Annotated in this window: 22 protein-coding genes and 1 pseudogene; 6 read left to right on the top strand and 17 right to left on the bottom strand. The window is 70.3% G+C overall.

Going from position 1 to position 22357, the window contains the following annotated elements; translation table 11 throughout:
- Positions 1-18: 18 nt before the first annotated feature.
- Complete coding sequence (locus ADL15_RS35965; protein ID WP_232344758.1) at positions 19-693, top strand: TetR/AcrR family transcriptional regulator; 675 nt, start codon at positions 19-21, stop codon at positions 691-693.
- Here the strand turns inward: ADL15_RS35965 and ADL15_RS35960 are convergent.
- The 6 genes from ADL15_RS35960 to ADL15_RS35935 form a co-directional block, all read right to left on the bottom strand.
- A complete protein-coding gene (locus ADL15_RS35960; RefSeq protein ID WP_067700778.1) occupies positions 667-2151 on the bottom strand; it encodes an MFS transporter in 1485 nt (494 codons plus the stop codon). The genes ADL15_RS35965 and ADL15_RS35960 overlap by 27 nt on opposite strands.
- On the bottom strand, positions 2151-3272 hold the full coding sequence (locus tag ADL15_RS35955) for a MerR family transcriptional regulator (RefSeq protein WP_067700775.1): 1122 nt from the start codon (positions 3270-3272) through the stop codon (positions 2151-2153). The genes ADL15_RS35960 and ADL15_RS35955 overlap by 1 nt, the downstream gene beginning before the upstream one ends.
- An 88-nt stretch (positions 3273-3360) precedes the next feature.
- Positions 3361-3975: an RdgB/HAM1 family non-canonical purine NTP pyrophosphatase gene (rdgB, locus tag ADL15_RS35950; RefSeq protein ID WP_067700772.1), complete on the bottom strand. Its 615-nt coding sequence runs from the start codon at positions 3973-3975 to the stop codon at positions 3361-3363.
- Positions 3972-4700, bottom strand: coding sequence for a ribonuclease PH (gene rph, locus ADL15_RS35945; protein ID WP_067700769.1), 729 nt, complete (start codon positions 4698-4700; stop codon positions 3972-3974). The genes rdgB and rph overlap by 4 nt, the downstream gene beginning before the upstream one ends.
- A gap of 10 nt (positions 4701-4710) precedes the next feature.
- Complete coding sequence (locus ADL15_RS35940; RefSeq protein WP_067700766.1) at positions 4711-5925, bottom strand: glycosyltransferase; 1215 nt, start codon at positions 5923-5925, stop codon at positions 4711-4713.
- A gap of 64 nt (positions 5926-5989) precedes the next feature.
- Positions 5990-6736, bottom strand: a complete 747-nt coding sequence (locus ADL15_RS35935; RefSeq protein WP_067700762.1) for an MBL fold metallo-hydrolase — start codon at positions 6734-6736, stop codon at positions 5990-5992.
- 273 nt (positions 6737-7009) lie between these two features.
- Here ADL15_RS35935 and ADL15_RS35930 point away from each other — a divergent pair, with 273 nt between their 5' ends.
- Entirely contained in the window at positions 7010-7396 is a 387-nt protein-coding gene (locus ADL15_RS35930) for a hypothetical protein (RefSeq protein ID WP_067700759.1), read from the top strand.
- Positions 7397-7411: 15 nt separating this feature from the next.
- Here ADL15_RS35930 and ADL15_RS35925 read toward each other — a convergent pair whose 3' ends face one another.
- From ADL15_RS35925 to clpS, 5 genes and pseudogenes are all read right to left on the bottom strand, one after another.
- The gene (locus tag ADL15_RS35925) at positions 7412-8377 is read right to left on the bottom strand and encodes a PLP-dependent cysteine synthase family protein (RefSeq protein WP_067700756.1); all 966 of its coding nucleotides are present in this window, start codon (positions 8375-8377) and stop codon (positions 7412-7414) included.
- A 48-nt stretch (positions 8378-8425) separates the two neighbouring features.
- Positions 8426-8740: a MoaD family protein gene (locus ADL15_RS35920; RefSeq protein ID WP_067700871.1), complete on the bottom strand. Its 315-nt coding sequence runs from the start codon at positions 8738-8740 to the stop codon at positions 8426-8428.
- Positions 8741-8796: 56 nt separating this feature from the next.
- A pseudogene (locus ADL15_RS35915) lies at positions 8797-9296 on the bottom strand (Mov34/MPN/PAD-1 family protein).
- Between the two features lie 62 nt (positions 9297-9358).
- Positions 9359-9859 carry a DUF2017 domain-containing protein gene (locus ADL15_RS35910; protein ID WP_067700753.1) on the bottom strand — a complete coding sequence of 167 codons (501 nt, stop codon included), beginning with the start codon at positions 9857-9859 and terminating at the stop codon, positions 9359-9361.
- A gap of 20 nt (positions 9860-9879) precedes the next feature.
- The gene (gene clpS / locus ADL15_RS35905; protein WP_067700751.1) at positions 9880-10170 is read right to left on the bottom strand and encodes an ATP-dependent Clp protease adapter ClpS; all 291 of its coding nucleotides are present in this window, start codon (positions 10168-10170) and stop codon (positions 9880-9882) included.
- Positions 10171-10288: 118 nt separating this feature from the next.
- On the opposite strand from clpS, the gene ADL15_RS35900 reads away from it, so the two are divergent.
- Genes ADL15_RS35900 through ADL15_RS35890 form a run of 3 tightly spaced genes read left to right on the top strand, consistent with a single transcriptional unit; the run spans position 10289 to position 12716 of the window.
- A complete protein-coding gene (locus ADL15_RS35900; protein ID WP_067700748.1) occupies positions 10289-11575 on the top strand; it encodes a nicotinate phosphoribosyltransferase in 1287 nt (428 codons plus the stop codon).
- A 9-nt stretch (positions 11576-11584) separates the two neighbouring features.
- Positions 11585-12166, top strand: coding sequence for an isochorismatase family protein (locus ADL15_RS35895; protein WP_067700745.1), 582 nt, complete (start codon positions 11585-11587; stop codon positions 12164-12166).
- A gap of 4 nt (positions 12167-12170) precedes the next feature.
- The gene (locus tag ADL15_RS35890) at positions 12171-12716 is read left to right on the top strand and encodes a GNAT family N-acetyltransferase (RefSeq protein ID WP_373872907.1); all 546 of its coding nucleotides are present in this window, start codon (positions 12171-12173) and stop codon (positions 12714-12716) included.
- A 148-nt stretch (positions 12717-12864) separates the two neighbouring features.
- Here ADL15_RS35890 and ADL15_RS35885 read toward each other — a convergent pair whose 3' ends face one another.
- The 5 genes from ADL15_RS35885 to ADL15_RS53455 form a co-directional block, all read right to left on the bottom strand.
- A complete protein-coding gene (locus ADL15_RS35885) occupies positions 12865-13701 on the bottom strand; it encodes an LLM class flavin-dependent oxidoreductase (protein WP_067700743.1) in 837 nt (278 codons plus the stop codon).
- A 1062-nt stretch (positions 13702-14763) separates the two neighbouring features.
- Positions 14764-16152, bottom strand: coding sequence for an MFS transporter (locus ADL15_RS35880; RefSeq protein ID WP_067700740.1), 1389 nt, complete (start codon positions 16150-16152; stop codon positions 14764-14766).
- Between the two features lie 167 nt (positions 16153-16319).
- On the bottom strand, positions 16320-18080 hold the full coding sequence (ctaD, locus tag ADL15_RS35875) for an aa3-type cytochrome oxidase subunit I (RefSeq protein WP_067700737.1): 1761 nt from the start codon (positions 18078-18080) through the stop codon (positions 16320-16322).
- Positions 18081-18213: 133 nt separating this feature from the next.
- A complete protein-coding gene (locus ADL15_RS35870) occupies positions 18214-19320 on the bottom strand; it encodes an FAD-dependent monooxygenase (RefSeq protein WP_067700734.1) in 1107 nt (368 codons plus the stop codon).
- Positions 19317-19601: a hypothetical protein gene (locus ADL15_RS53455; protein ID WP_157441813.1), complete on the bottom strand. Its 285-nt coding sequence runs from the start codon at positions 19599-19601 to the stop codon at positions 19317-19319. The genes ADL15_RS35870 and ADL15_RS53455 overlap by 4 nt, the downstream gene beginning before the upstream one ends.
- A 200-nt stretch (positions 19602-19801) precedes the next feature.
- On the opposite strand from ADL15_RS53455, the gene ADL15_RS35865 reads away from it, so the two are divergent.
- Positions 19802-21178 (top strand): MGH1-like glycoside hydrolase domain-containing protein, encoded by a 1377-nt coding sequence (locus tag ADL15_RS35865; protein ID WP_067700731.1) that lies wholly within the window; start codon positions 19802-19804, stop codon positions 21176-21178.
- A gap of 61 nt (positions 21179-21239) precedes the next feature.
- On the opposite strand, the gene ADL15_RS35860 is transcribed toward ADL15_RS35865, so the two are convergent.
- Positions 21240-22325 (bottom strand): S-(hydroxymethyl)mycothiol dehydrogenase, encoded by a 1086-nt coding sequence (locus ADL15_RS35860; protein ID WP_067700728.1) that lies wholly within the window; start codon positions 22323-22325, stop codon positions 21240-21242.
- Positions 22326-22357: the final 32 nt, after the last annotated feature.

Genomic DNA, 22357 nt, shown 5'->3' with positions numbered 1-22357 from the left:
TTGCACTACGCTGCACCGGTGGCTGTCAACCGCCGATATGTGTCGCCCAGGCGTCAGGAACAGGCGCGGCAGACCCGGCGAGCGATCCTCGACGCCGCTGCCAAGCTGTTCGTCGACCCCGGTTATGCCGCGACCCCGCTCACCGCCGTCGCCGCCGAGGCCGACGTCGCGGTCCAGACGGTGTACGCGGTCTTCGGCAGCAAACGCCAGCTGCTCTCCGACCTGGTCGACGTCACCCTGGTCGGCGACGACGAGCAGGTGGCGATGCCGGACCGGTCGTTCGTCGGCGACATTCGCGCGCTGACCGGCCTGCGCCCGAAGCTCGCCCGCTACGCCCGGCACCTCGCCGAGGTGCACGCCCGGCAGGCTCGCGTGATGGTGGCACTGGCCGGCGCCGCCACCGCCGACGCCGACGCCGCGGCGATCTGGCGCAAGAATCTCGAGGAACGCCGCCAAGGCATGCTGATGTTCGCCGCGGACCTGACCGAGACCGGCGAGATCCGCATCAGCCAGGATCAGGCCGCCGACGTGCTGTGGCTGGCACAGGACATCCGCAACTACGACTGGCTCATCACCCAGCGAGGCTGGTCAGCCCCCCAGTTCGAACAGTGGTTCGTCACCACCGTCGCCGCCTCCCTGACCACACCCTCCGATGAACAGCCCGGCTCAGACACCGCGGCGACCGGACAGTGACCCGGCTCGGGCATCGCACAACACCACCGTGTCCGGGTAGCGGCGTAGCTCAGGCACCGCACAAAGGACCGCGGTGACGGTCAGGACCGTGAGCAGGCCGCCGAGGCCGATGGTCAGGCGTGGGCCGATGAGGGCGCCGGCCGCGCCGTGCAAAAGGTTGGCCAGCTGCGGGCCACCGAGCAGCACGACGGTCAGTGCGCCCTGGATCCGGCCGCGCACGGCGTCCTCGATATGTGCCTGGGAGATCGCGTTGCGGAACGTGCTCAGCACGAAGTTGACCGCGCCACCGGCCACCAGCACGACCACCGCCGCCCACAGCCAGGGGCTGAGGCTGAGCAGCACCACCGTCACGCCCCAGGCGATCGCGGCACCGGCCATCAGCAGGCCGTGCCGACGGGCCCGGGTGAAAGCGGCCGACCCGAGCCCGGCCAGCACGACCCCGGCCGGGTAGGCGGCATAGAGCAGCCCGAGAGCCGGCCCGCCGCCGGACGGTCCGCCGAAGGTCCGCTCGGCCAGCTCGGGAAAGAGCGCCACCGGCATACCGAACACCATCGCCGCGAGATCGACAGCGAGCACCGCGAGCAGCACCCGGCTCCGCATCAGACGGCGGAATCCGGCCGACAGGTGCCCGGCCACTTCCCGCACCGCCCACCCGACGGTCGGCGCGGGCACCGTCACGACTGCCGCAGGAGACACGGGCGGCACCGGGGGCGCCGCAGAGCGGTCCGTAGGCGAGGCTGCGTGCGCCGCAGTGTCAGCGGTGGCCACGGCGATGGGCGCCGCGGGATCGGCCGCCGGCGAGGCCGCGGGCACCGCGGAGTCGGCCCCGGGCGAGGCCGCGGGCACCGCGGAGTCGGCGGTGGGCGCGGTTGTCGGGAGCGGCGGGAGGGGCGGGAGCAGGTGGATGGCGCGGAGGACGGCGAGCAGGGCCGCCGCGTCGCAGAGGTAGAGGAGCGGGAGGCCGGTGACCGGGATCAGCAGGCCGGCCAGGGCCGGGCCGAGGATGGCGCCGGTATAGCGGACCAGGGAGTTCAGACTGTTCGCCGCGGGCAGCAGGTCGGCCGGGACCAGGCGGGGCAGGACCGCGCCGGACATGGTGCTGATCGCACCCAGGCTCAGGCCCTGACCGGCCACCAGCAGCAGCACGACCGGCAGCGGAGCGCCGCCGAGCACCGCCTGCACCCACAGCGCCGCATAGACCACGGCCAGGCCGGCCTGCGCGGCCAGCAGCACCCGGCGCCGGTCCCGCAGATCGGCCAGCGCCCCGGTCCCGAGCGCCGACCCGGCCAGCGCCACGAACGACACCACGGCGGCCATGCCCACCGTGGCCGACGAGCCGGTCATCGCATAGAGCTGCACCGGGACCGCGACCACGCTGAACGAGCCACCCACCGCGGAGACCAGAGAGGCCACCCACAGTCGACGAAAGGCCGGGATCGCCAGCGGCCGCCGGTCCATCACGCCGGCCCCGACTCGTCGCCGCCCGGCCCGGCACCGCGCGCCGCGACAACACTCGAGTCGCTCGGCGGGTCGAGGCGCACCACGTCGGCGACCACCACCGCGACGTTGTCCGGGGCGCCATACCGATACGCCCGGCCGATCAGCTCGCCGACCGCCTGCTGCGGGTCGGCCGGGCCGCTCAGCACCGAGCACATCTCGGCCGCCGGCACCACGGTGGAGAGGCCGTCGGTGCAGAGCAGATAGCGGTCACCGGCCCGGGCGTCGTGCATCGACAGGTCGGGTGAGTCGCCGCCGCCCGGGGTCAGGGCGTGCACCAGGAGCGCCCGTTGCGGGTGCACGGCGGCTTCGGCCGTGGTCAGCCGGCCGTCGTCGATGAGCTCCTGCACATACGTATGGTCGTGAGTGATCTGGCCCAGCTCGCCGTCGCGCAGGCGGTAGGCCCGGGTGTCGCCGATGTGGGCGAGGGCCAGCCGCGAACCGGACCAGAACAGGGCGGTCAGGGTGGTCACGGCGTCCTCGGAGATGGCCGCGATCGCCCGCTCCGCCTCGCGCACCGCCTCGGCCAGCGTCCCGAGCAGGTCGTCGGCCGGGATGGTCAGGTCGGCAAGCGTCTCGAGGGGTTTCAGCGCGCCGATCGCCGCCTCACCGACCTGGTCGCCGCGGTGACCACGCATGCCGTCGGCGACCGCCAGCAGGCGCGATCCGGCGTACGCAAAATCGTCGTTGGTGTCCCGGAGCGGGCCGGGCCTGGCGCTGGCCGCGCACCGCAACCCGAGGGTGACCGCAGCGGCGGCCCGGCCGGCGAGATGGTCGATCAGGAACCCGGCGAGGCGGGCGCGGGCGGCTGTCTCGGCCTCGACCTGCTCCCAGTGCCTGGCCACCGCCTCGGCCGCCGACTCCGGTGGCAGAGCGCAGACTCGCTGGATCTCGGCCAGCGGCATGCCGAGGCGGCGCAGCCAGGCGATCAGCCGGGCTTGTTCGAGCTGTGCCTCCGCATAGAAGCGATAGCCCGATGCCTCGTCGACGACGGCCGGCCGGAGCAGGCCGAACTTGTCATACAGCCGGAGGGCCTTGGGAGAGAGCCGGGTGACCCGGGCGAACGCGCCGATCGAGAGCATGCCATCGATGCTGAACCTTGACCCTGGGGCAAAGTCAAACCCGCCCACGAACCTTGCGGAACGGCTCGTGGGCGGGTCAGAAAAAAATCTAGCGGGGCAGTTCCTTGGAGATGACCTTGGCCAGCTCGCGGAACGCCTTGCCGCGGTGGCTGATCGCGTCCTTCTCGGCCGGGCTCAGCTCCGCGTTGGTGCGGTCCTGGCCGTCGCCGATGAAAATCGGGTCGTAGCCGAAGCCGCCCTCGCCGCGCCGGGCGCGCAGCAGCCGGCCGGTCTGGCGGCCCTCGACCAGGTGTTCCCGGCCGTTCGGCAGCACCAGCGCGGCCGCGCAGACGAACGCTCCGCCACGGTGCTCGTCGCCGACGTCGCCGATCTGGGCCAGCACCAGGTCCAGGTTGGCCGCGTCGTCGCCGTGTCCGCCGGACCAGCGGGCGCTGAACACGCCGGGCATGCCGTTGAGCGCGTTCACCGCCAGGCCGGAGTCGTCGGCGACGGTCGGCAGGCCGGTCCGCTTGGCGCCTTCCCTGGCCTTGATCAGCGCGTTCTCGCCGAAGGTGAGGCCGGTCTCCGGCACGTCCGGGTAGTCCGGGAAGTCACCCAGGCCGATCAGCTCGATCTGGCTCAGGCCGAGCGCGTTGTCGAGGATGCGCTGCAGCTCGACGAGCTTCTTCTTGTTACCGGTGGCAAGGAGGAGCCGGGCGCTCACGCGGCAAGCGCCTTCTGCTGCGCGACCGCCAATTCGGCACAACCCCGGACGCCCAGGTCGAGCATCTCGTCCAGCTGGGCGCGGCGGAACACGCCGTTCTCACCGGTGCCCTGGACCTCGACGAAGTCTCCGGCGCCGGTGCACACCACGTTCATGTCGACCTCGGCCGCGACGTCCTCCTCGTACGGAAGATCCAATCGGGCCTCGCCGTCGATGATCCCGACGCTGATCGCCTGGATGGAGGTGTGCAACACCTTGTCGATCTTGCCGGCCAGCGCCTTGCGCCCGGCCAGCCAGGTCACCGCGTCGTGCAGGGCGACGTAGGCGCCGGTGATCGCGGCGGTCCGGGTGCCGCCGTCGGCCTGCAGCACGTCGCAGTCCAGGACGATCGAGTTCTCGCCGAGCGCCTTGAGGTCGATGCAGGCCCGCAGGCTGCGGCCGATCAGGCGGGAGATCTCCTGGGTACGCCCGCCGACCTTGCCCTTGACGCTCTCCCGGTCACCACGGGTGTTCGTGGCGCGCGGCAGCATCGCGTACTCCGCGGTGAGCCAGCCCAGGCCGGAGCCTTTGCGCCAGCGGGGCACCCCCTCGGTGACGCTGGCGGTGCACAGCACACGGGTGTTGCCGAACTCCACCAGCACCGAACCTTCGGGGTGGATGCTCCAATGCCGGGTCAGGGTCACCGGTCGCAGCTGGTCGGCCGCTCGGCCGTCGGGTCGCGCCATGTCCCCAACCCTATGCGTAACGGGGCGTGCCCGCTTCGTCCGCCCCAGCATCGCGCACCAGACGCGGCCGCGGGACCGCCGGGCGGATCAGTGTGGGCGCCGGAGCCGATGCGGGCGCCACGGCCGGATGCAGGTCGTGCGCGTCCAGGAAGCCCTCGACCGAGCGCGACCAGCTGAACTGCTCGGCGCGGGCGCGGGCGGCGGCCCGTCGCTCGTCCGCGGGCCGGTCCATCAGCCGGGAGACCGCGTCGGCGAACGCGTCGGGGTTGCCCGGCACCGCTATCCCGGCGTCGCCGATCACCTCGGGCAGCGCGCTCTGCTGGTCGACCACCACGGGGGTGCCGCAGGCCAGCGCCTCCAGCGCGGAGAGACCGAAGGTCTCCACCGGACCGGGCGCGAGGACGACGTCGGCCGAGGCGAGCAGCGCGGCGACAGCTTTGCGGTCGGCGATGTGACCAGCGAATCGTACGGGTAGCCGCGCCGCCCGGTACGCCAGCGCAGCTCGTCGCCGGCCCTCACCGGCCACCACCAGAACCGCCGGCGACTTGCCGTTGCGCAGTGCCGCTACCGTGTCCACCGCCAGCTCGGGACGCTTCGCCGCGGAGAGCCGGCTGGCATAGACGATGAGCAGTTCCTCGGGGCGGGCGTAACGGGCGCGCACCGCGGGGTCCTGCCGGCTGGGGTGGAACGTGTTCAGGTCGACGCCGAGGGGCACCTCGACCAGGTTCGGCACGCCCAGGCGGCGGAACTCGGCCGCGGCGTACGCGGTGGTGCAGACGATCGTGTCGAAGGCCTCCGCGGTCCGGCGGTTGAACCGGTCGGCCAGGGCGTCGCGCTTCGGCATGCCCCAGACGCCGAGCAGGCCGGCCAGGCTCTCGTGGGAGACCATCATCGACCGGACCCCGCGCTGCCGGGCCCAGGTGCCGGTCCAGCGCAGCGTGGTGCGGTCGGAGACTTCGATCCGGTCCGGCTTCAGGCTGTCCAGCAGCTTGATCAGGTCACGTCGCCCGGCCATCACGCGATAGCCGCCGGTCCGTGGGATCTGCGCGCTGGGCAGCGTGATCACCCGGCCCTGGCGGACCTGCTGGTCCTTGAACGTACGGCCGGGAATGATCAGGACGGGCTCGTGGCCCGCCTTCTTGTAGCCCTTGCCGAGCTCGCGCAGGGTGGTCCGCAGCCCGCCGGTATGGACCGTGACGAAGTTGGCCAGGCGAACGATGCGCATGCAACAACTCCAAAGTCACGACACGAGGTGCAGCGGTGCAAGCCGATCTCGCCCCCGTACCGGCTCAGAGATCGTATCTGGCACCCGGGCGGACGACTTCGACCGGTCCCGCGTACGCGGCCCCGGCCGCTTCCACAATAGAGGCCTCACTGGCCCAGGCCGGGACAAGGTGGGTCAATAGCAACTTCGCCACGTCAGCCTTGGTGGCGGCCTCGCCTGCTTCGCCGCCGGTCAGGTGCAGATCGGGCGGATTGACCACGCCGTCCATGTAACTGGCTTCACAGAGGAACAGGTCGGCGCCGGCCGCCAGACGCAGCAGCGCCTCACAGGGCGCGGTGTCCGCGGAGTAGGCCAGCACGTGACCGCCGTGCTCGATGCGGACGCCGTACGTCTCCACCGGGTGGTTCACCCGGTCGACGGTGACCTGGAACGGCCCGATCGGGAACGTGCCCGGCTGCAGGCCGTAGAACGTGTAGACGTCGTCGACCGGCTCGCCCTCGGCGCTGTACGCGGCGGCGATCCGCTCGGCGGCGCCCATCGGCGCGTACATCGGCAGCGGCGGCAGCGGGCCGGCCGGGTCGTAGCGCCGGACCACGACGTAGGTGCACGCGTCCAGCATGTGGTCGCAGTGCAGGTGGGTGAGCAGGATCGCATCGACGGCGCGCATGTCGGAATACCGCTGCATGGCGGAGAGCGCTCCCGACCCGAAGTCGATCAGCAGCCGGAATCCTTCGGCTTCCACGAGATAGGCCGAACAAGCCGACTCGGGGCCGGGGAAACTCCCGGCACAACCGAGAACGGTTAGTCGCATGCGGGTCCCTCTGACTCACACTGGGTCGGCCACGATTGGGTCGTCCACGCCCCGCCCGACCGGTCTGCGCTGGACTTGTCAGACCAGTCAATCACGGTGCGAAGCGTACGCGCTGACCACTGCCTGACGTTAACAACTGATCGATTTGTCGCTAAATCGACAACGCACGTCACAGCCGCTGTGACCTCGGTCGTCACCATTTCCACCGTCACGTCCGGTAAGCCCTCCGCGTTGCTCTGAGTGAGTACCTGAAAGCGATCCGATGGAGGCGACGTGACCGTGGTCGAGCCCGCCAGTATCTCCCGGCGTGCGTTACCCGAAATCATGCCCTTCGAACCGTCGTGGGAGCTGGAACCCGCGGTGTTCCGGTTCCCGGCGGAAGACGATCCGGCACCCGATTCGACTCGAGTCCTCGCGATGGCGGGGTACTGCGCAATGCTCGGTCTCACCGGAGTCGGTGTCGGCCTGTACGCATTGGTGGCGGTCTTCAACGGAGCGCCGGGCTGGTACCTGCCGGCGCTCGCGATGCTGACCATGTTCAGCGTGGGGCTGGCTTCCGGCGCGTTCCTCGCCGTCCACCAGCGCACCCTGCCGTGGATCATGCTGTTCAGCGCGGCGCCGCCGATGTTCGGCGCCCTGCTGCTGGCCGTCCGTTACTGACCCGGCCGAGGCGGATCAGGCCCAGAGCTGGCCCTCGAGGGCCTCTTCCGCGTCGTTCAACGTGCCGCCGTACGCGCCGGTGGAGAGGTACTTCCACCCGCCGTCGGCGATCACGAACGCCACGTCGGCCCGGCGACCGGCCTTGACCGCCTCGTGGGCGACCGCCAGCGCGGCGTGCAGGATCGCGCCGCTGGAGAAGCCGGCGAAGATCCCTTCCACCTCGACCAGCTGACGGGTCCGCAGTACGGCGTCCCGGGTGCCGACCGAGAACCGGCGGTCCAGGACGCTCGCGTCGTACAGCTCGGGGACGTAACCCTCGTCGATGTTGCGCAGGCCGTAGACCACCTCGCCGTACCGCGGCTCGGCGGCGACGATCTGGATGCCCTCGACCTTCTCCTTGAGGAACCGCCCGGTGCCCATCAGGGTGCCGGTGGTGCCCAGGCCGGCCACGAAGTGCGTGACCGTGGGCAGGTCGTGCAGCAGCTCGGGGCCGGTGGTCTCGTAGTGCGCGCGGACGTTCGCCGGATTGCCGTACTGAAAAAGCATCTTCCAGTCCGGATGCTCGGCGGCGATCTGCTTGGCCGTGGCCACCGCCTGGTTCGAGCCGCCGGCGGCCGGCGAGAAGATGATCTCCGCGCCATACATCCGGAGGACCTGGGTCCGCTCGACCGAGACGTTCTCCGGCATCACGCAGACCAGGCGGTACCCACGCAGCTTCGCCACCATCGCCAGGGCGATGCCGGTGTTGCCGCTGGTCGGCTCGAGGATGGTGTCGCCCGGGCGGAGATGCCCGGACTCCTCGGCCTCGCGCACCATGAAGAGCGCGGCGCGGTCCTTGATGCTGCCGGTCGGGTTGCGGTCCTCGAGCTTGGCCCAGAGCCGCACCGGCGGCGCCCCTTCGGGCACCACCGGGGAGAGACGGGGCAGGCCGACCAGCGGCGTGCCCCCGCACGCGTCCAGCAGGCTCTCATAGCGAGCCATATAAGCCTTCTGTCCTTTTTAAGGGTGGAGGGCAGGGCGGTTGGAAGGCTACCGGCCCAGCAGGGCGGCTGCCGCCGCGAAGCCCAGGGCGCCACCGGCAACGGCCGGGAGGATGGTGATCGAGTCGCCGTCGTTCAGCTTCGCGTCGAGCGCGCCGAGGAACCGGACGTCCTCGTCGTTGACGTAGATGTTGACGAACCGGTGCAGCCCGCCCTCGGCGGTGATCAGGCGGCCCTTGATGCCGTTGTGCTTGGCGTCCAGGTCGTCGATCAGGCCGGAGAGGGTGTCGCCGGCGCCCTCGACGATCTTCGCGCCGCCGGTGTAGTTGCGCAGGATGGTGGGAACGCGGACTTCGATAGCCATGGTCGTCATGCTCCTAGAGAGTCGAGATGTGGGCAGGCGGGTGCTGAGGTCGGGGTCTAGCGGACCCGGCAACACTCGTAGAACACCGACGCCGGGCTCTGCCCGAACATGTACGACTGCACGACACTCACCTTCACGACTTCACCGTTGCATCCACGATGTTGACCTCTTCTTCGGTCACCACACCGTCCACGATACGGAACGAACGGATCTCGTCGGAATCCGGCTCACGGGTCGAGACGAGCAGATAGTGCGCGTTCGGCTCGCCGGCGAAGGAGACATCGGTCCGGGACGGGTACGCCTCGGTCGCGGTGTGCGAGTGGTAGATGACCACCGGCTCCTCGTCGTTGTCATCCATCTCGCGCCACACCCGCAGGTGCTCCATCGAATCGAACTCGTAGAACGTCATCGACCGCGCCGCATTGTCCATCGGGATGTGCCGGGCCGGCACGTCCGTGCCGAGCGGGCCGGCGACCACGCCGCAGGCCTCGTCGGGGTGGTCCCGGCGGGCGTGGGCGACGATCGCACGCACGATCGAACTGTCGATGGTCAGCACACCGTTCACATTACCGAAGTATTTCGTCGCTCCGAGCGTGGCGAGGCACACACTCCTCGCGGTTACTTGATCTCCGGGAGCGCGTTGAGCAGGGACTCCTGGAGGTATCCCAGGTAGGCATAAACGGACAGCTGGAACACCCGGCTGGACCCGGGATCCTCCAGCACCGCGTCGTCGAGCTCCTCGGCCAGATCGGTGTCGGCCTGGATGTCGAGGCGGGTGCCCATCGCCAGCCGGGCGTCGTTGATCGCCCGCAGCCAGGCCTCGGCGGCCTCGCCGTCCAGGCGCACCTCGCCCTCGCCCTCGTCCGGGAGCGCGGCCAGGATGGCGCCGGCCTGGTCGATCTTGGCGGTCATCAGATCGCCCTCGGTGTACAGCCGGAACTCACTCGAGTCCTCCGGCTTGTCCGGATAGATGTCCGGAAACAATCGGGAGACCACCGGATCGGTGTGATCCATCCCGTCGGTCAGCAGACCCACCACCTCGGCGGCCACTTTCCGCAAGACACGCACTTCATCGTGCGCGAACGTGGCCACACACTGACCGCCGCTGCGTCGGAACATGCTCTTCCCCACCCGCTTTGTCAGGCTCGGTCCACAGTTGCCCAAAGACCGTATCCGTGCAGTTGGTTGGCGTCCATCTCCATGCGCTCCCGGGCACCGGTGGAAACCACCGCCTTGCCCTTGGTGTGCACGTCCATCATCAGCCTCTCGGCCTTTTCCTTGTTGTACCCGAAGAGCTTCTGGAAGACCCAGGTCACGTACGACATGAGGTTGACCGGATCGTCCCAGACGATGGTCACCCAAGGTCGGTCCTCCGCCGGGACTTCCTCGATCTCCGGCGTTTCGACGGGAGCAACCTGAGGAGACGCCATGCCCCCATGGTGCCACCGGTTCGGCCGTACCCGTGAATCGGAGCGCCGAACCGCAGGTCGAAGGTCCCTTCCTGGGGCTGTCACCGCACTGTCACCTTCGGCGCAATAGGGTGGGGCCGTGGAGACCATCGCGCCGGCCCTGCTGACCGACCACTACGAGCTGACCATGATCAGTGCCGCCTTGAAGGACGGCACCGCGGATCGGCAATGCGTCTTCGAGGTCTTCGCCCGCCGCCTGCCCACCGGCCGGCGGTACGGCGTGGTCGCGGGCACCGACCGCCTGATCGACATGATCGCCGAGTTCCGCTTCGACGCGGGCGAGATCGACTACCTGCGCTCGTCCGGCGTGGTCGACGAGTCGACCGCCGCCTGGCTGACGGATTACCACTTCACCGGCGAGGTCGAGGGGTATGCCGAGGGCGAGCTGTTCTTCCCCGGCTCGCCGATCCTCACCGTCTCCGGCAAGTTCGCCGAGTGCGTGGTGCTGGAGACGCTGATCCTGTCGGTGCTCAACCACGACTGTGCGATCGCGGCCGCCGCCGCGCGGATGGTCACCGCCGCCCGTGGCCGCCCGATCATCGAGATGGGCTCCCGGCGCACCCACGAGCAGGCCGCGGTCGCCGCCGCCCGGGCGTCGTACCTGGCCGGTTTCGCGTCCACCTCCAACCTCGCGGCCGGGCGGACCTACGGCATCCCGACCACCGGCACCTCGGCGCACGCGTTCACGCTGCTGCACGACGACGAGCCGACCGCGTTCGCCTCGCAGGTGGCGGCGCTCGGCAAGAACACCACGCTGCTCGTCGACACGTACGACATCACCCAGGGCATCCGGAACGCGATCGCGGTCGCCGGGCCCGACCTGCGGGCCGTCCGGATCGACTCGGGTGACCTGTCGGTGCTGGCCCAGCACTCCCGCGAGCTGCTCGACTCGCTCGGCGCGACCGAAACCAAGATCATCGTCTCCGGCGACATGGACGAGTACTCGATCGCCACGCTCGCCGCCGAGCCGGTCGACATGTACGGCGCCGGCACCGCGGTGGTCACCGGCTCCGGAGCGCCCACCGCCGGCCTGGTCTACAAGCTGGTCGAGGTGGCCGGCCGCCCGGTCGTCAAGCGCTCGGAGAACAAGGCGACGGTCGGCGGCCGCAAGACCGCGGTGCGCCGGCACAAACCCACCGGCACCGCCATCGAGGAGATCATCGTCTCCCAGGGTGTGCCCGACCACAAAGCCAACGACCGGCTGCTGCAGCGGACGTACATCGCCTCCGGCGAGCCGCAGCACCGCCCCAGCCTGCAGGAGTCCCGCGAACACCTCCGGCAGTGCCTGATCTCCATCCCGTGGGAGGGCCTCAAGCTCTCCGCGGGCGACCCGGCTCTTCCGGTCATCATCATTCCCACCGCTTAGGGGCTCTCGATGTCACGCGCGCTGATCATCGTGGATGTGCAGAACGACTTCTGCGAGGGTGGTTCGTTGGCGGTCGGCGGCGGTGCCGCGGTCGCCAAGGGCATCTCGCTGGTGCTCGACCGGGCCGGCCAGCGGTGGGACCACGTGGTCGCCACCAAGGACTATCACGTGGATCCGGGCGCGCACTTCAGCACGCACCCCGACTACGTCGACACCTGGCCGGAGCACTGCGTGGTCGGTTCGTCCGGCGCCGACTTCCACCCCGAGCTGGTCACCGACCGGATCGAGGCGGTCTTCCACAAGGGCGAGCACAAGGCGGCGTATTCCGGGTTCGAGGGTCACACCGAGGCCGGGGAGACCCTCGCCGGATGGCTGCGGGACCGGGCCGTCACCGAGGTCGAGGTGGTCGGCATCGCGACAGACCATTGCGTACGCGCGACCGCGCTGGATGCGGCCGCCGAGGGCTTCGTGACGACCGTGGTGCTCGAGCTGACCGCCGGGGTGGCCAGGGCGACCACCGATGCCGCCCTGGAGCAGTTCCGGGCCGCGTCGGTCGGTGTCACCGGCGCGCCGATCGTCGACCCGGCGTGATCCGGTGACGCGATCTGAGCTGTCCAGCCGGGCGGAGTCGGTGATCCGGCCGGTGGTGGAGGCCGACTGGGCGCAGGTGTGGCCGATCGTGCGGCAGGTGGTGCGGGACGGGGACACGTTCACGTACGACCCGGCGATGACCGAGTCGGAGGCGCGCGGGACGTGGCTGGAGCGGCCGCCGGGGCTGACGGTGGTGGCTGAGGGTGCTGCTGCCGTACCGGAAAATCCGCAAGCCGGACGCATCGCCGGCACCGCGAAGATGGGCCCGAACAAGGCCGGGCCCGGCGCACACGTCGCCACCGCGAGCTTCATGGTCGCGGCCGGTCATCGCGGCCAGGGTGTCGGCACCGCGCTGTGCCGTTTCGCGATCGACTGGGCGCGGGAGCAGGGCTACGCCGGCATCCAGTTCAACGCGGTCGCCGAGTCGAACGCCGGCGCCGTGCAGGTCTACCGCCGCCTGGGCTTCTCAGTGATCGGCACGGTGCCGCGCGCCTTCGAGCACCCGACGCTCGGCCGAGTCGGCCTGCACGTGATGTACCTGGAGTTCTGACCTGTCGGATTCGGCCGATCAGAATCGAACGGCGGCCCTCATGAGGCAGCGTCGCCCGCTGCTTGCTGACCTCCGGACCACCTGATCTCCGGACCGCGGAGGCGGGCCCGGCAGACCAGGTGGGCCGCCGGGACCGTCTCGGCGGCGGTCAGTGGGCGATTTCGGCCAAGGTCTCGATCTGGGCTGGGTTGTCGCCGTAGCAGTACAGGACCAGCTCGTCGGCGCCGAACTCGCGATAGGCGGCCACCGTCTCGGCGATCAGCGCCGGATCGCTGAGTGGCTCGCCCCAGCCGGGCCGCCCGGTGAAGGCGTAGTAATCGGCCACCGCGCGGCGTCCCCGCTCGACCGTCCCGGCGTCACCGACCGCGACGTTGATCTGGCACACCAGGCGCGGACGGCCGTCCCGGTCCGCTTCCGCCCACTGCTCCCGCACGGTACGAACCAAGCCCGCCGCCCAGCTCAACGGCGCCGCACAGATGAACCCGTCGGCGAACCGGGCGACCCGCCGCAACGCCTCCGGCGCGAACCCGCCGATCAGGATCGGCGGCCCACCCGGCGTGACCGGCAGCGGCCCGATCCGGGCGCCCCGGTACTCCTCACCACGCCAGATGTTCCGCAACTCCCCCAGCTGAGCGTCGAGGATCCGGCCGCGGCGCGTGATCGGCACCCCGGCCATCTCGTGATCGTCCGCCCGGCCACCGACACCGATGCCGAGCACGAACCGTCCCGCCGACATCCGGTCCAGGGTGGCGACCTGCTTGGCCAGCAGCGGCGTCGAGCGCAGCGGTCCGAGCAGCACTTCGGTCTGCAGCCGGATCCGGGTGGTGGCACCGGCCAGCACGGCGAGCGCGGTCAGCGGCTCCGGATTGTCGTAGGCCAGGCGATCCAGCAGGGCCACCGTGGCGAACCGGTGCTCCTCCGCGAGCCGGCCCCATTCCAGCAGGCGGGCAGGGTCACTGATGGGCAGGCCAATACCGATTTCCATGGAACTTCTCCTCGAACAGCAGGCAGCGAGAACTGACGTCGCCACCTCCTCCCCGCTCATCGGCGAGGTCTCGGACCCATCTGCGACACGTTTCCAGGGCCCGAAGATTCGGAGTTCCGCACCGAACCTACCCAGCCCGAGCCCCTCCCCCCAACCGATTTCCCTGCCCGGTCCACCACTGCCCCCGGCCGTGCCGGCGCGGCCGGTGCCGGCAGTCGCATCAAGCAAGGAGCAACCACAGCGGCGACACACGTCCAACCCGGCCCAGGGCGGCAGCAGCACGAGACCAGCACCGAGAGGGCGGCAAGAGCACGCGATCAACGCTGAGGGGGCGGCAGGAGCACGCGATCCCTGAGTGCGGACTTTCACCACCCACCCGGGGGCGGTGGGGGCACGCGATCAGGGATCGCGAGCACATACCGCCCCTCGGGGGTCACCAAAATCGAGAGAAGGGAGCAAGGCCGGCGAGGCGAGCAGAACCAGAGGAACCACCAAGCCGAGTAAGCCGAGCAAGACCAGCGAGGTGAGCGGAACTAGCAGCACTGATAGGGCGCGGATAGGGCGATGAGCAGCGCGAGCCGCGCAAACAGGGCGAGCAGGCGCGGGGTCCTGCCCGGTCATGCAGAGATGCGCTTCACAGATCACCCGATTGGGCTGGTTCCAGAGGTTGCCAGATGCCAATAAAAGCCGCATTCACCAAGAGATATTTTCATACAAGAAGAATTCCTCGCTTTTTACCCGCCGTCATTCAACGGAACGAGGCCAGCTCGCGGGATCGGACAGCTTCAGCAGCCAGAACAATCACGCGGGAACGGGCACGTGGCAGAGCACCAAGCAAGGCGGCCTCGGACCGGATGGTCCGAGGCCGCCTTACACAAATCCGGTCAGGCCGCCCCGGCACTCGCTCGGCCGCAACCACTTCGCGGGAACGGCCGGGACGGGTCCCGCCGAGGCAGCCTCGACAGCGGCGGCGACAGCAACAGAGGCGGCACCGGACAGTCACCGGGCCCGCAGCCGGTCACGGCAAGGCGACTGAAGGCCCTGCCCAGCCAGTCGACACGGCTAAGAGCGCGCTGGGCCCGGTGCGGCGGATGCGGCGACCACCGCGCCGGGTGAGGTGGTCAGGGGTGCCGCGGGGCCGGGTGGGGTGGCTGGGGGTGCCGCGGGGCTGGGAGAGGCGGAGGTGACTGCAGCCGAGGCGGGTGGGGTGGTTGGAGACGCTGCCTGGCTGGGCGAGGCGGGTCGGGGTGACGCTGGGGCGGGAGAGGTGGTGGGGTCGGCGCGGCGGCGGCGGAGTTCGGCGGGGAGGACGGCCAGGGCCACCAGGGCGCCGACGATGCCGACGGCGGCGAAGCCCCACTTCGGGCCGAACGAGTCGATGGCCAGGCCGGCCAGCGGGCCGCCCAGGGCGACGCCGACGGTCAGGGCTGAGTTGTGCAGGCCCATCGCCTCGCCGCGGGCCGCGGCCGGGATCATGTTGCTGATCGCGGCGGAACTGGCCGTGATGGTCGGGGCGCAGAGCGCGCCGGCCGGGATCAGCAGCAGCGCCAGCAGCCACCACTGCGAGCCGCCCATGCCGACCGGGATGGTCAGCAACGCCATCGGGGCGAACAGCACGAGAGGCGGCACGCCGCGCCGGACCGTGCCGTAGGCGAAGCCGCCGATCAGGGAGAACAGTGCCCACAGCGACATCACCAGGCCGCTCCAGCCCAGCTCGCCGGACTCCCGAAGCACGGCGACCACGGACACGTCGGTGCCGGCCAGCACCAGGGTGGCGGCCATCGTGACGGCCAGGATGGCGACGAACCGGGGCTTGAGCCAATCCCGCCGGGCAACCCGCTCGCCGGCCGAGACGGGCGCCTCGTGCGGGGCCCGCATCGGCGGGTTGAGCAGCCACAGGCCGATGCCGCCCAGCAGGATGCCGACGGCCAGGGTCAGCATGGCGGCGCGCGGGCCGGCGACGCTCGTCGCGATCAGCACGCCGAGGGCCGGGCCGGCCATGAACGACAGCTCGGTGGTCATCGAGTCGAGGGCGAACGCGGGCAGCCGATGCGACTCGGGAGTGAGCGCGGCGATCGACTGCCGGGCCACCGAGAAGGCCGGCAGGGCCAGGAAGCCACCGACCACGGCGACCGGCAGCAGTGCCCAATACGGCAGCGCCTGCGCCACCAGCCAATAGATCACCTCGGCGATGGTGGTCAGCACCAGCACCGGGCGGAGCCCTCGCCGGTCGATCAGCCGGCCCATCACCGGGGCGCCGAGCGAGCCGCCGACCGTCGCCGCCGCGCCGACCAGGCCGGCCGCGCCATAACCGCGGCCGAGGTCGGTGACGACGTGCAGCGTCAGCACCACCGCGGCGGCCGCGATGGGGATCCGCGCCAGCGTCGCGACCACGAGCAGCGACGGGATCTTGGGCAGTGCGAGCGTTTCCCGGTAAGGCTTGAGCAACATGACGATCCTGACCTCCGCCGCCGATCCTGCCCCAGGGGTACGACAGAAACCACCGGCTTTAAGGCAGCTCACGTCCATAACCCGACGTTGTCCGTAAAACGCCGGTAACAGTCCGGAAAACGAAGCGGCCCGCACTCCGAGTGGAGTGCGGGCCGCGTCGGGAGAACCTAGTGATCCTTGTTGCTCGCGGTGTCTTCCTGGTAGGAAGCGCCGCCGTCCGACTCAGAGGTCAGCGGGCGGGCACCACCCTCCGGCGGACCGGCGAGCCCGCGGTTGTCACCGGCGGCGAGCTCCGGGAACTTCACGTCGAAGGCCGGACGCTCGGAGCGGATCCGCGGCATCCTGTCGAAGTTGCGCAGCGGCGGCGGGCTGCTGGTCGCCCACTCGAGCGAGTTGCCGTGGCCCCACGGGTCGTCGGCGAGAGCGACCCGGCCGACCCGGTAGGACTTCCACACGTTGTAGAGGAACGGCAGCGTGGCCAGGCCCAGGATGAACGAGCCGATCGTGGAGACCGTGTTCAGCGTGGTGAAGCCGTCGGTCGGCAGGTAGTCCGCGTACCGGCGGGGCATGCCCTTGGTGCCGAGCCAGTGCTGCACCAGGAACGTGGTGTGGAAGCCGACGAAGGTCAGCCAGAAGTGCACCTTCGCGAGGCGCTCGTCGAGGAACCGGCCGAACATCTTGGGGAACCAGAAGTAGATGCCGGAGAACACCGCGAACACGATCGTGCCGAAGAGCACGTAGTGGAAGTGCGCGATCACGAAGTACGAGTCGGAGACGTGGAAGTCGATCGGGGGTGAGGCCAGCAGCACGCCGGACAGACCACCGAAGAGGAACGTCACCATGAAGCCGATCGCGAAGAGCATCGGTGGCTCGAAACTGATCTGGCCGCGCCACATCGTTCCGATCCAGACGAAGAACTTCATGCCGGTCGGCACCGCGATCAGGAAGCTCAGGAAGCTGAAGAACGGCAGCAGCACCTGACCGGTGACGAACATGTGGTGCGCCCACACCGACATCGACAGCGCGCCGATCAGCAGCGTCGCGGCGACCAGGCCCTTGTAGCCGAAGAGCGGCTTGCGGCTGAAGACCGGGATGACTTCGGTGATGATGCCGAAGAACGGCAGGGCGATGATGTACACCTCGGGGTGCCCGAAGAACCAGAAGAGGTGCTGCCACAGCATCGGCCCGCCGGTCGCCACGTCGAAGACGTGCGCACCGAGGACGCGGTCGGCGGCGAGTGCGAACAGCGCGGCCGCCAGGAACGGGAAGACCATCACCGCCAGCAGCGCCGTGACCAGCATGTTCCAGACCATGACCGGCATCCGGAACATGGTCATGCCCGGTGCCCGCAGGGTCAGGATCGTGGTGATCAGGTTCACCGAGCCGAGGATCGTGCCCAGACCCGAGATCGCCAGGCCGACCACCCACATGTTCCCGCCGACGCCCGGCGAGTGCAGCGAGTCACTCAGCGGCGTGTACGCGAACCAGCCGAAGTCGGCCGCGCCACCCGGGGTGAGGAACCCGCCGATGGTGATCAGGCCGCCGAACACGTAGAGCCAGTAGGCGAACGCGTTCAGCCGCGGGAACGACACGTCCGGCGCGCCGATCTGGATCGGCACGATGTAGTTGCCGAACGCGAACACGATCGGTGTCGCGAAGAACAGCAACATGATCGTGCCGTGCATGGTGAAGAGCTGATTGAACTGTTCCGGCGACAGGTACTGCATACCCGGCCGGGCCAGCTCGGCGCGCATGAGCAGCGCCATCAGGCCGCCCAGTAGGAAGAACACGAAGGCGGTGATCATGTACATGATCCCGATCTGCTTCGCGTCCGTCGTGCGCAGGATTCGGGCGAACGCCGAACCCTTTACCTGCCGCCTGACCGGATATGGACGGGTCGCGATCGGCGACGGCGCAACGGTCGTCACGAATTGCCTCCGTTGTCTCGTTCGTCCCACTCGGCACACCAATGATCAGGCGTACCTCGCTGGCAGAATAGTCCCCCGCCGACCTTCGACCTTCGCGGGGTGACCAAAGGGCCACCTAGGACGAACAGCAGCGTCACACCGAAGCGACGAGGCCCTTGTAGTGGTCGGTGAAGATCCGGAGACCACGGCGGCGCAGCATCGGGTCCCGCAGGGACGGTGGCACGTCCCTGGCGCGGTCCCGTTCCCGGGTGCGATCCCGGACGTCGACGCAGCGCGGCCGGCGGCGATCCTCATAGGCGCGCAGCGCGCCCGGAATGTCCCCATCTGCCTGACGGAGCTCCTGCCCGAGCACGTAGCCGTCCTCGAAGGACATCGCGGCACCCTGGGCCAGGGTCGGCGCGGTGGCGTGCGCGGCGTCACCGACCAGCACCACCGGGCCCTGCGACCAGGTCGGCAGGACCACCTCGTCGGTCCGGGCGACGGACACCTTCTCGATCCGGTCGAGGATCGCCGGGACCGGGCCGCCGAACGACCCGAACACCTCACGCAGCCGCTCGCGCGGGTCGGCCGGGTCGGGAGAGTCCGGTGAGGTCTCGTCGGCGTAGACATAGATCTTGCGGCCGCCCATCGGCATGGCGACGAACTGCGATCGCCGGCCGAGCACCGCCGTCCAGTCGGTGAGCGGCGGGCCGCCGGAGACGACCGCGCGATAGACGATCTGCCCGGTCGGGGTGGCCGGTCCGCCGAGACCGATCCGGTCACGGACCATCGAGCGGCGGCCGTCGGCGCCGACGACCAGGTCATATTCCGCGATGGCGCCGGTGGCGAACTCGACCTTGGCGGCGCCCTCGACGATCTGCAGGTCGCGCACCTCGGTGTCGTAGCGCACCTCGCCGCCGACCCCGGTGAGCAGCACCTGCTGCAGGTCCGATCGGGACAGCGCGCGGGACTCGCCGACACCCGCCCAGAGCGCGGCGACGTCCATCTCGAACAGCTCGCGGCCGCGGGCGTCCAGGAAGACATGCCGGAAGATCAGGTCACCCAGCGGGCGCAGCGGCACGTCGAGGCCGAGCAGGCGCAGGGCGCGTGAGGCGTTGCCGGGCAGATAGATCCCGGCACTGGGGCTCATGGTGGCGGGCAGCGCCTCCACCACATCCGGTCGGAAGCCCGCGACTCGCAGACCCCGGGCCGCGGACAAGCCGGCAATGCCGGCGCCGACCACGAGGATGCGCAGCGTCATCGGCCAACGCCTTCCTGTCGATGGATACGCGTCGGAGCCAGAACATTACCGCGCGCCACCGTCACAGGAAACCCACGATCAACATCGAATCCGTTTTGCGGGGAGCTCGATGCTGTCGACCGGTTTGGCGTCACGCTGCCGGGCACCTCCACAGTGGCGAACGCGCGGCCCGCCCGGGCCAGCGCGACGGCGCGGCGCGCGCGGATGACACGGCGGACCCCGGCCGCCGGAACGGCGACGGGCAGACCCGGGAATTGCGCAAGGAACACCAGCGACGGCATGCCGACAGCCAACCACCGGGGTACGACATTCCCGGGCCGGGCAGAATCGAGGATGGCCCGGACGTGATCTGAGGCACCCCGGTGACATCCGTCGCCACCGCGGTACCGAAGATGCAACCGGCAGTTCGTTCAGAAGCACCGCGGCGCGCCCGATGGCGGGGGTCTACCGGCGACCGCAGTGGAAAGGGCCCCGAGACCAGATGCACCCTTATCCGCCGTCGCCCCCCGTCGCCGTCTCCGATCCCTCCGCCGAGTTGTGGCAGTCCGCCGCGCGGGTGCTGGACACCAACTGGTCCGGTGACCACATGGTGCCGTCCCGGCGCCTGTACCCGCATCAGTGGAGCTGGGACACCGCGTTCATCGCGGTCGGCCTGGCCTTCGTGAACCCGGCCCGGGCCTGGCGTGACCTGCGCAGCCTGTTCGAGGCGCAGTGGCCGGACGGCCGGGTGCCGCACATCGTCTTCGACCCGGCCACCGCCGAGGACGACTACTTCCCCGGGCCGGGGTTCTGGAACGTGCCCGCGTACGCCGGTCGCCGGGCCCGCGGCAGCACCGGCATCGTCCAGCCACCGCTGCACGCCCTGGCCGCCTGGGAGGTCTACCGGCACGCGGCGGCGCACGGCGCGGACGGGGTGAGCGAGGCCCGTACCGCGTTGGCCTGGCTGTATCCGCGGCTGGTGGCGCAGCAGGAGTACCTGACCGACCGGCGTGACGCCGGTGGCAGCGGGCTGGCCTCGATCGTGCACCCGTGGGAGTCCGGGCTGGACAACAGCCCGGCCTGGGACGAGGCGCTGGGCAACGTGCCGGCCGACCTCGCCCTGCTGGAGCGGTTCCCGCGCCGGGACCTGGCCGTCGCGCACGCCGCGCACCGGCCCACCGACCTGGACTACGCCCGGTACATCGGCCTGGTCCGCAACTACCGGGACGGCGGGTACTCCGACACCGACCTGACCCAGCGGCACCCGTTCGCGGTGGAGTGCCCGGCGTTCAACAGCATCCTGGGCACCGCCGAGCTGGCCCTCGCGCAGATCGCCGGGGTGCTCGGGCTGACCGGCGACGCGCGGCGGCACCGGGACCGGGCCCGGGAGATCACCGCGGCCATCGCGCGGCGGTTGTGGGACCCGGTCACCCGTACGTTCCGGGCCCGGGACGCCCGCACCGGCCGGCTCAGCCCGGCGCGCTGCGTGAGCGGCCTGCTGCCGCTGATGCTGCCGGACCTGCCCGCCGACCGGGTCACCGCGATCATGGAGGAGGCCCGGTCGGAGCGGTTCGGCCTGCCGGCGCCGAGCGCGGACCGGACCGCGGCCACCTTCGACACCCGTCGCTACTGGCGCGGCCCGGTCTGGATCAACGTGAACTGGCTGCTGCGCCGCGGGATGCTGGTGCACGGGCTGCGCGGCGAGGCGGAGGAGCTGCGCCGGGCCATGTTGCGCCTGGTGCACGAGCACGGGCACTACGAGTACTTCCACCCGGAGACCGGGGAGGGCCTGGGAGCGCCGACCTTCAGCTGGACCGCGGCATTGTGCCTCGATCTCCTGGCCGACAGGTCGGCGCCCGCCTACTCCAAAGCCGCCTAAAAGCCCGACTGCTCCAAAGCCGCGTAAAAAGCGGAGAAGAACGCGTAAAAGCGGAGAAGAACTAGAAGACGACGACCGACCGCAGCACCTCACCGGTGTGCATCTTGGCGAAGGACTGCTCCACCCCGTCCAGCGGGATCTCCTCGGTGACGAACGCGTCCAGGTCGAGCCGGCCCTGCCGGTAGAGCTCGGTCAGCATCGGGAAGTCCCGGCTGGGCAGGCAGTCGCCGTACCAGCTGGACTTCAGGGCGCCGCCCCGGCCGAAGATGTCGAGCAGCGGCAGCTCGACGGTCATGTCCGGGGTGGGCACGCCCACCAGCACCACGGTGCCGGCCAGGTCGCGGGCGTAGAAGGCCTGCTTGTACGTCTCCGGCCGGCCCACCGCCTCGACCACCACGTCGGCGCCGAAGCCACCGGTCAGCTCGCGGACCCGCTCCACCACGTCGTGCTCACGCGCGTTGATCGTGTGGGTGGCGCCGAAGCCCTTGGCCCACTCGAGCTTCCGGTCGTCGGTGTCGATCGCGATGATCGTGGTGGCTCCGGCCAGCGCCGCACCGGCCACCGCGCCGTCGCCCACCCCGCCGCAGCCGATCACCGCGACCGAGTCGCCACGGGTCACCCCGCCGGTGTTGATCGCCGCGCCCAGGCCGGCCATCACGCCGCAGCCGAGCAGGCCGACCGCGGCCGCCCGGGCCTCCGGGTCCACCTTCGTGCACTGGCCGGCGTGCACCAGCGTCTTCTCGGCGAACGCGCCGATGCCCAGCGCGGGGGACAGCTCGGTGCCGTCCTCCAGGGTCATCTTCTGGGTGGCGTTGTGGGTGTTGAAGCAGTACTGCGGCTTGCCCTTGTTGCAGGCCCGGCAGTTGCCGCAGACCGCGCGCCAGTTCAGCACCACGAAGTCGCCGGGCGCCACGTCGGTCACCCCGGCGCCGACCGACTCGACCACGCCGGCCGCCTCGTGGCCGAGCAGGAACGGGAAGTCGTCGTTGATCCCGCCCTCGCGGTAGTGCAGGTCGGTGTGGCACACCCCGCACGTCTTCACCTGCACCACGGCCTCGCCCGGCCCGGGGTCCGGCACCACGATCGTGGTCACCTCGACCGGCTTGCCCTTCTCCCGGGCGATCACGCCCTGAACCCGCTGACTCATGTTCCCGCACGCACCTTTCACCATCGAACGGT

This window comes from Actinoplanes awajinensis subsp. mycoplanecinus (assembly GCF_001509495.1).
GTDB classification, from domain to species: Bacteria; Actinomycetota; Actinomycetes; order Mycobacteriales; family Micromonosporaceae; genus Actinoplanes; species Actinoplanes palleronii.
This window is presented reverse-complemented; position numbering and strand designations above follow the sequence as displayed.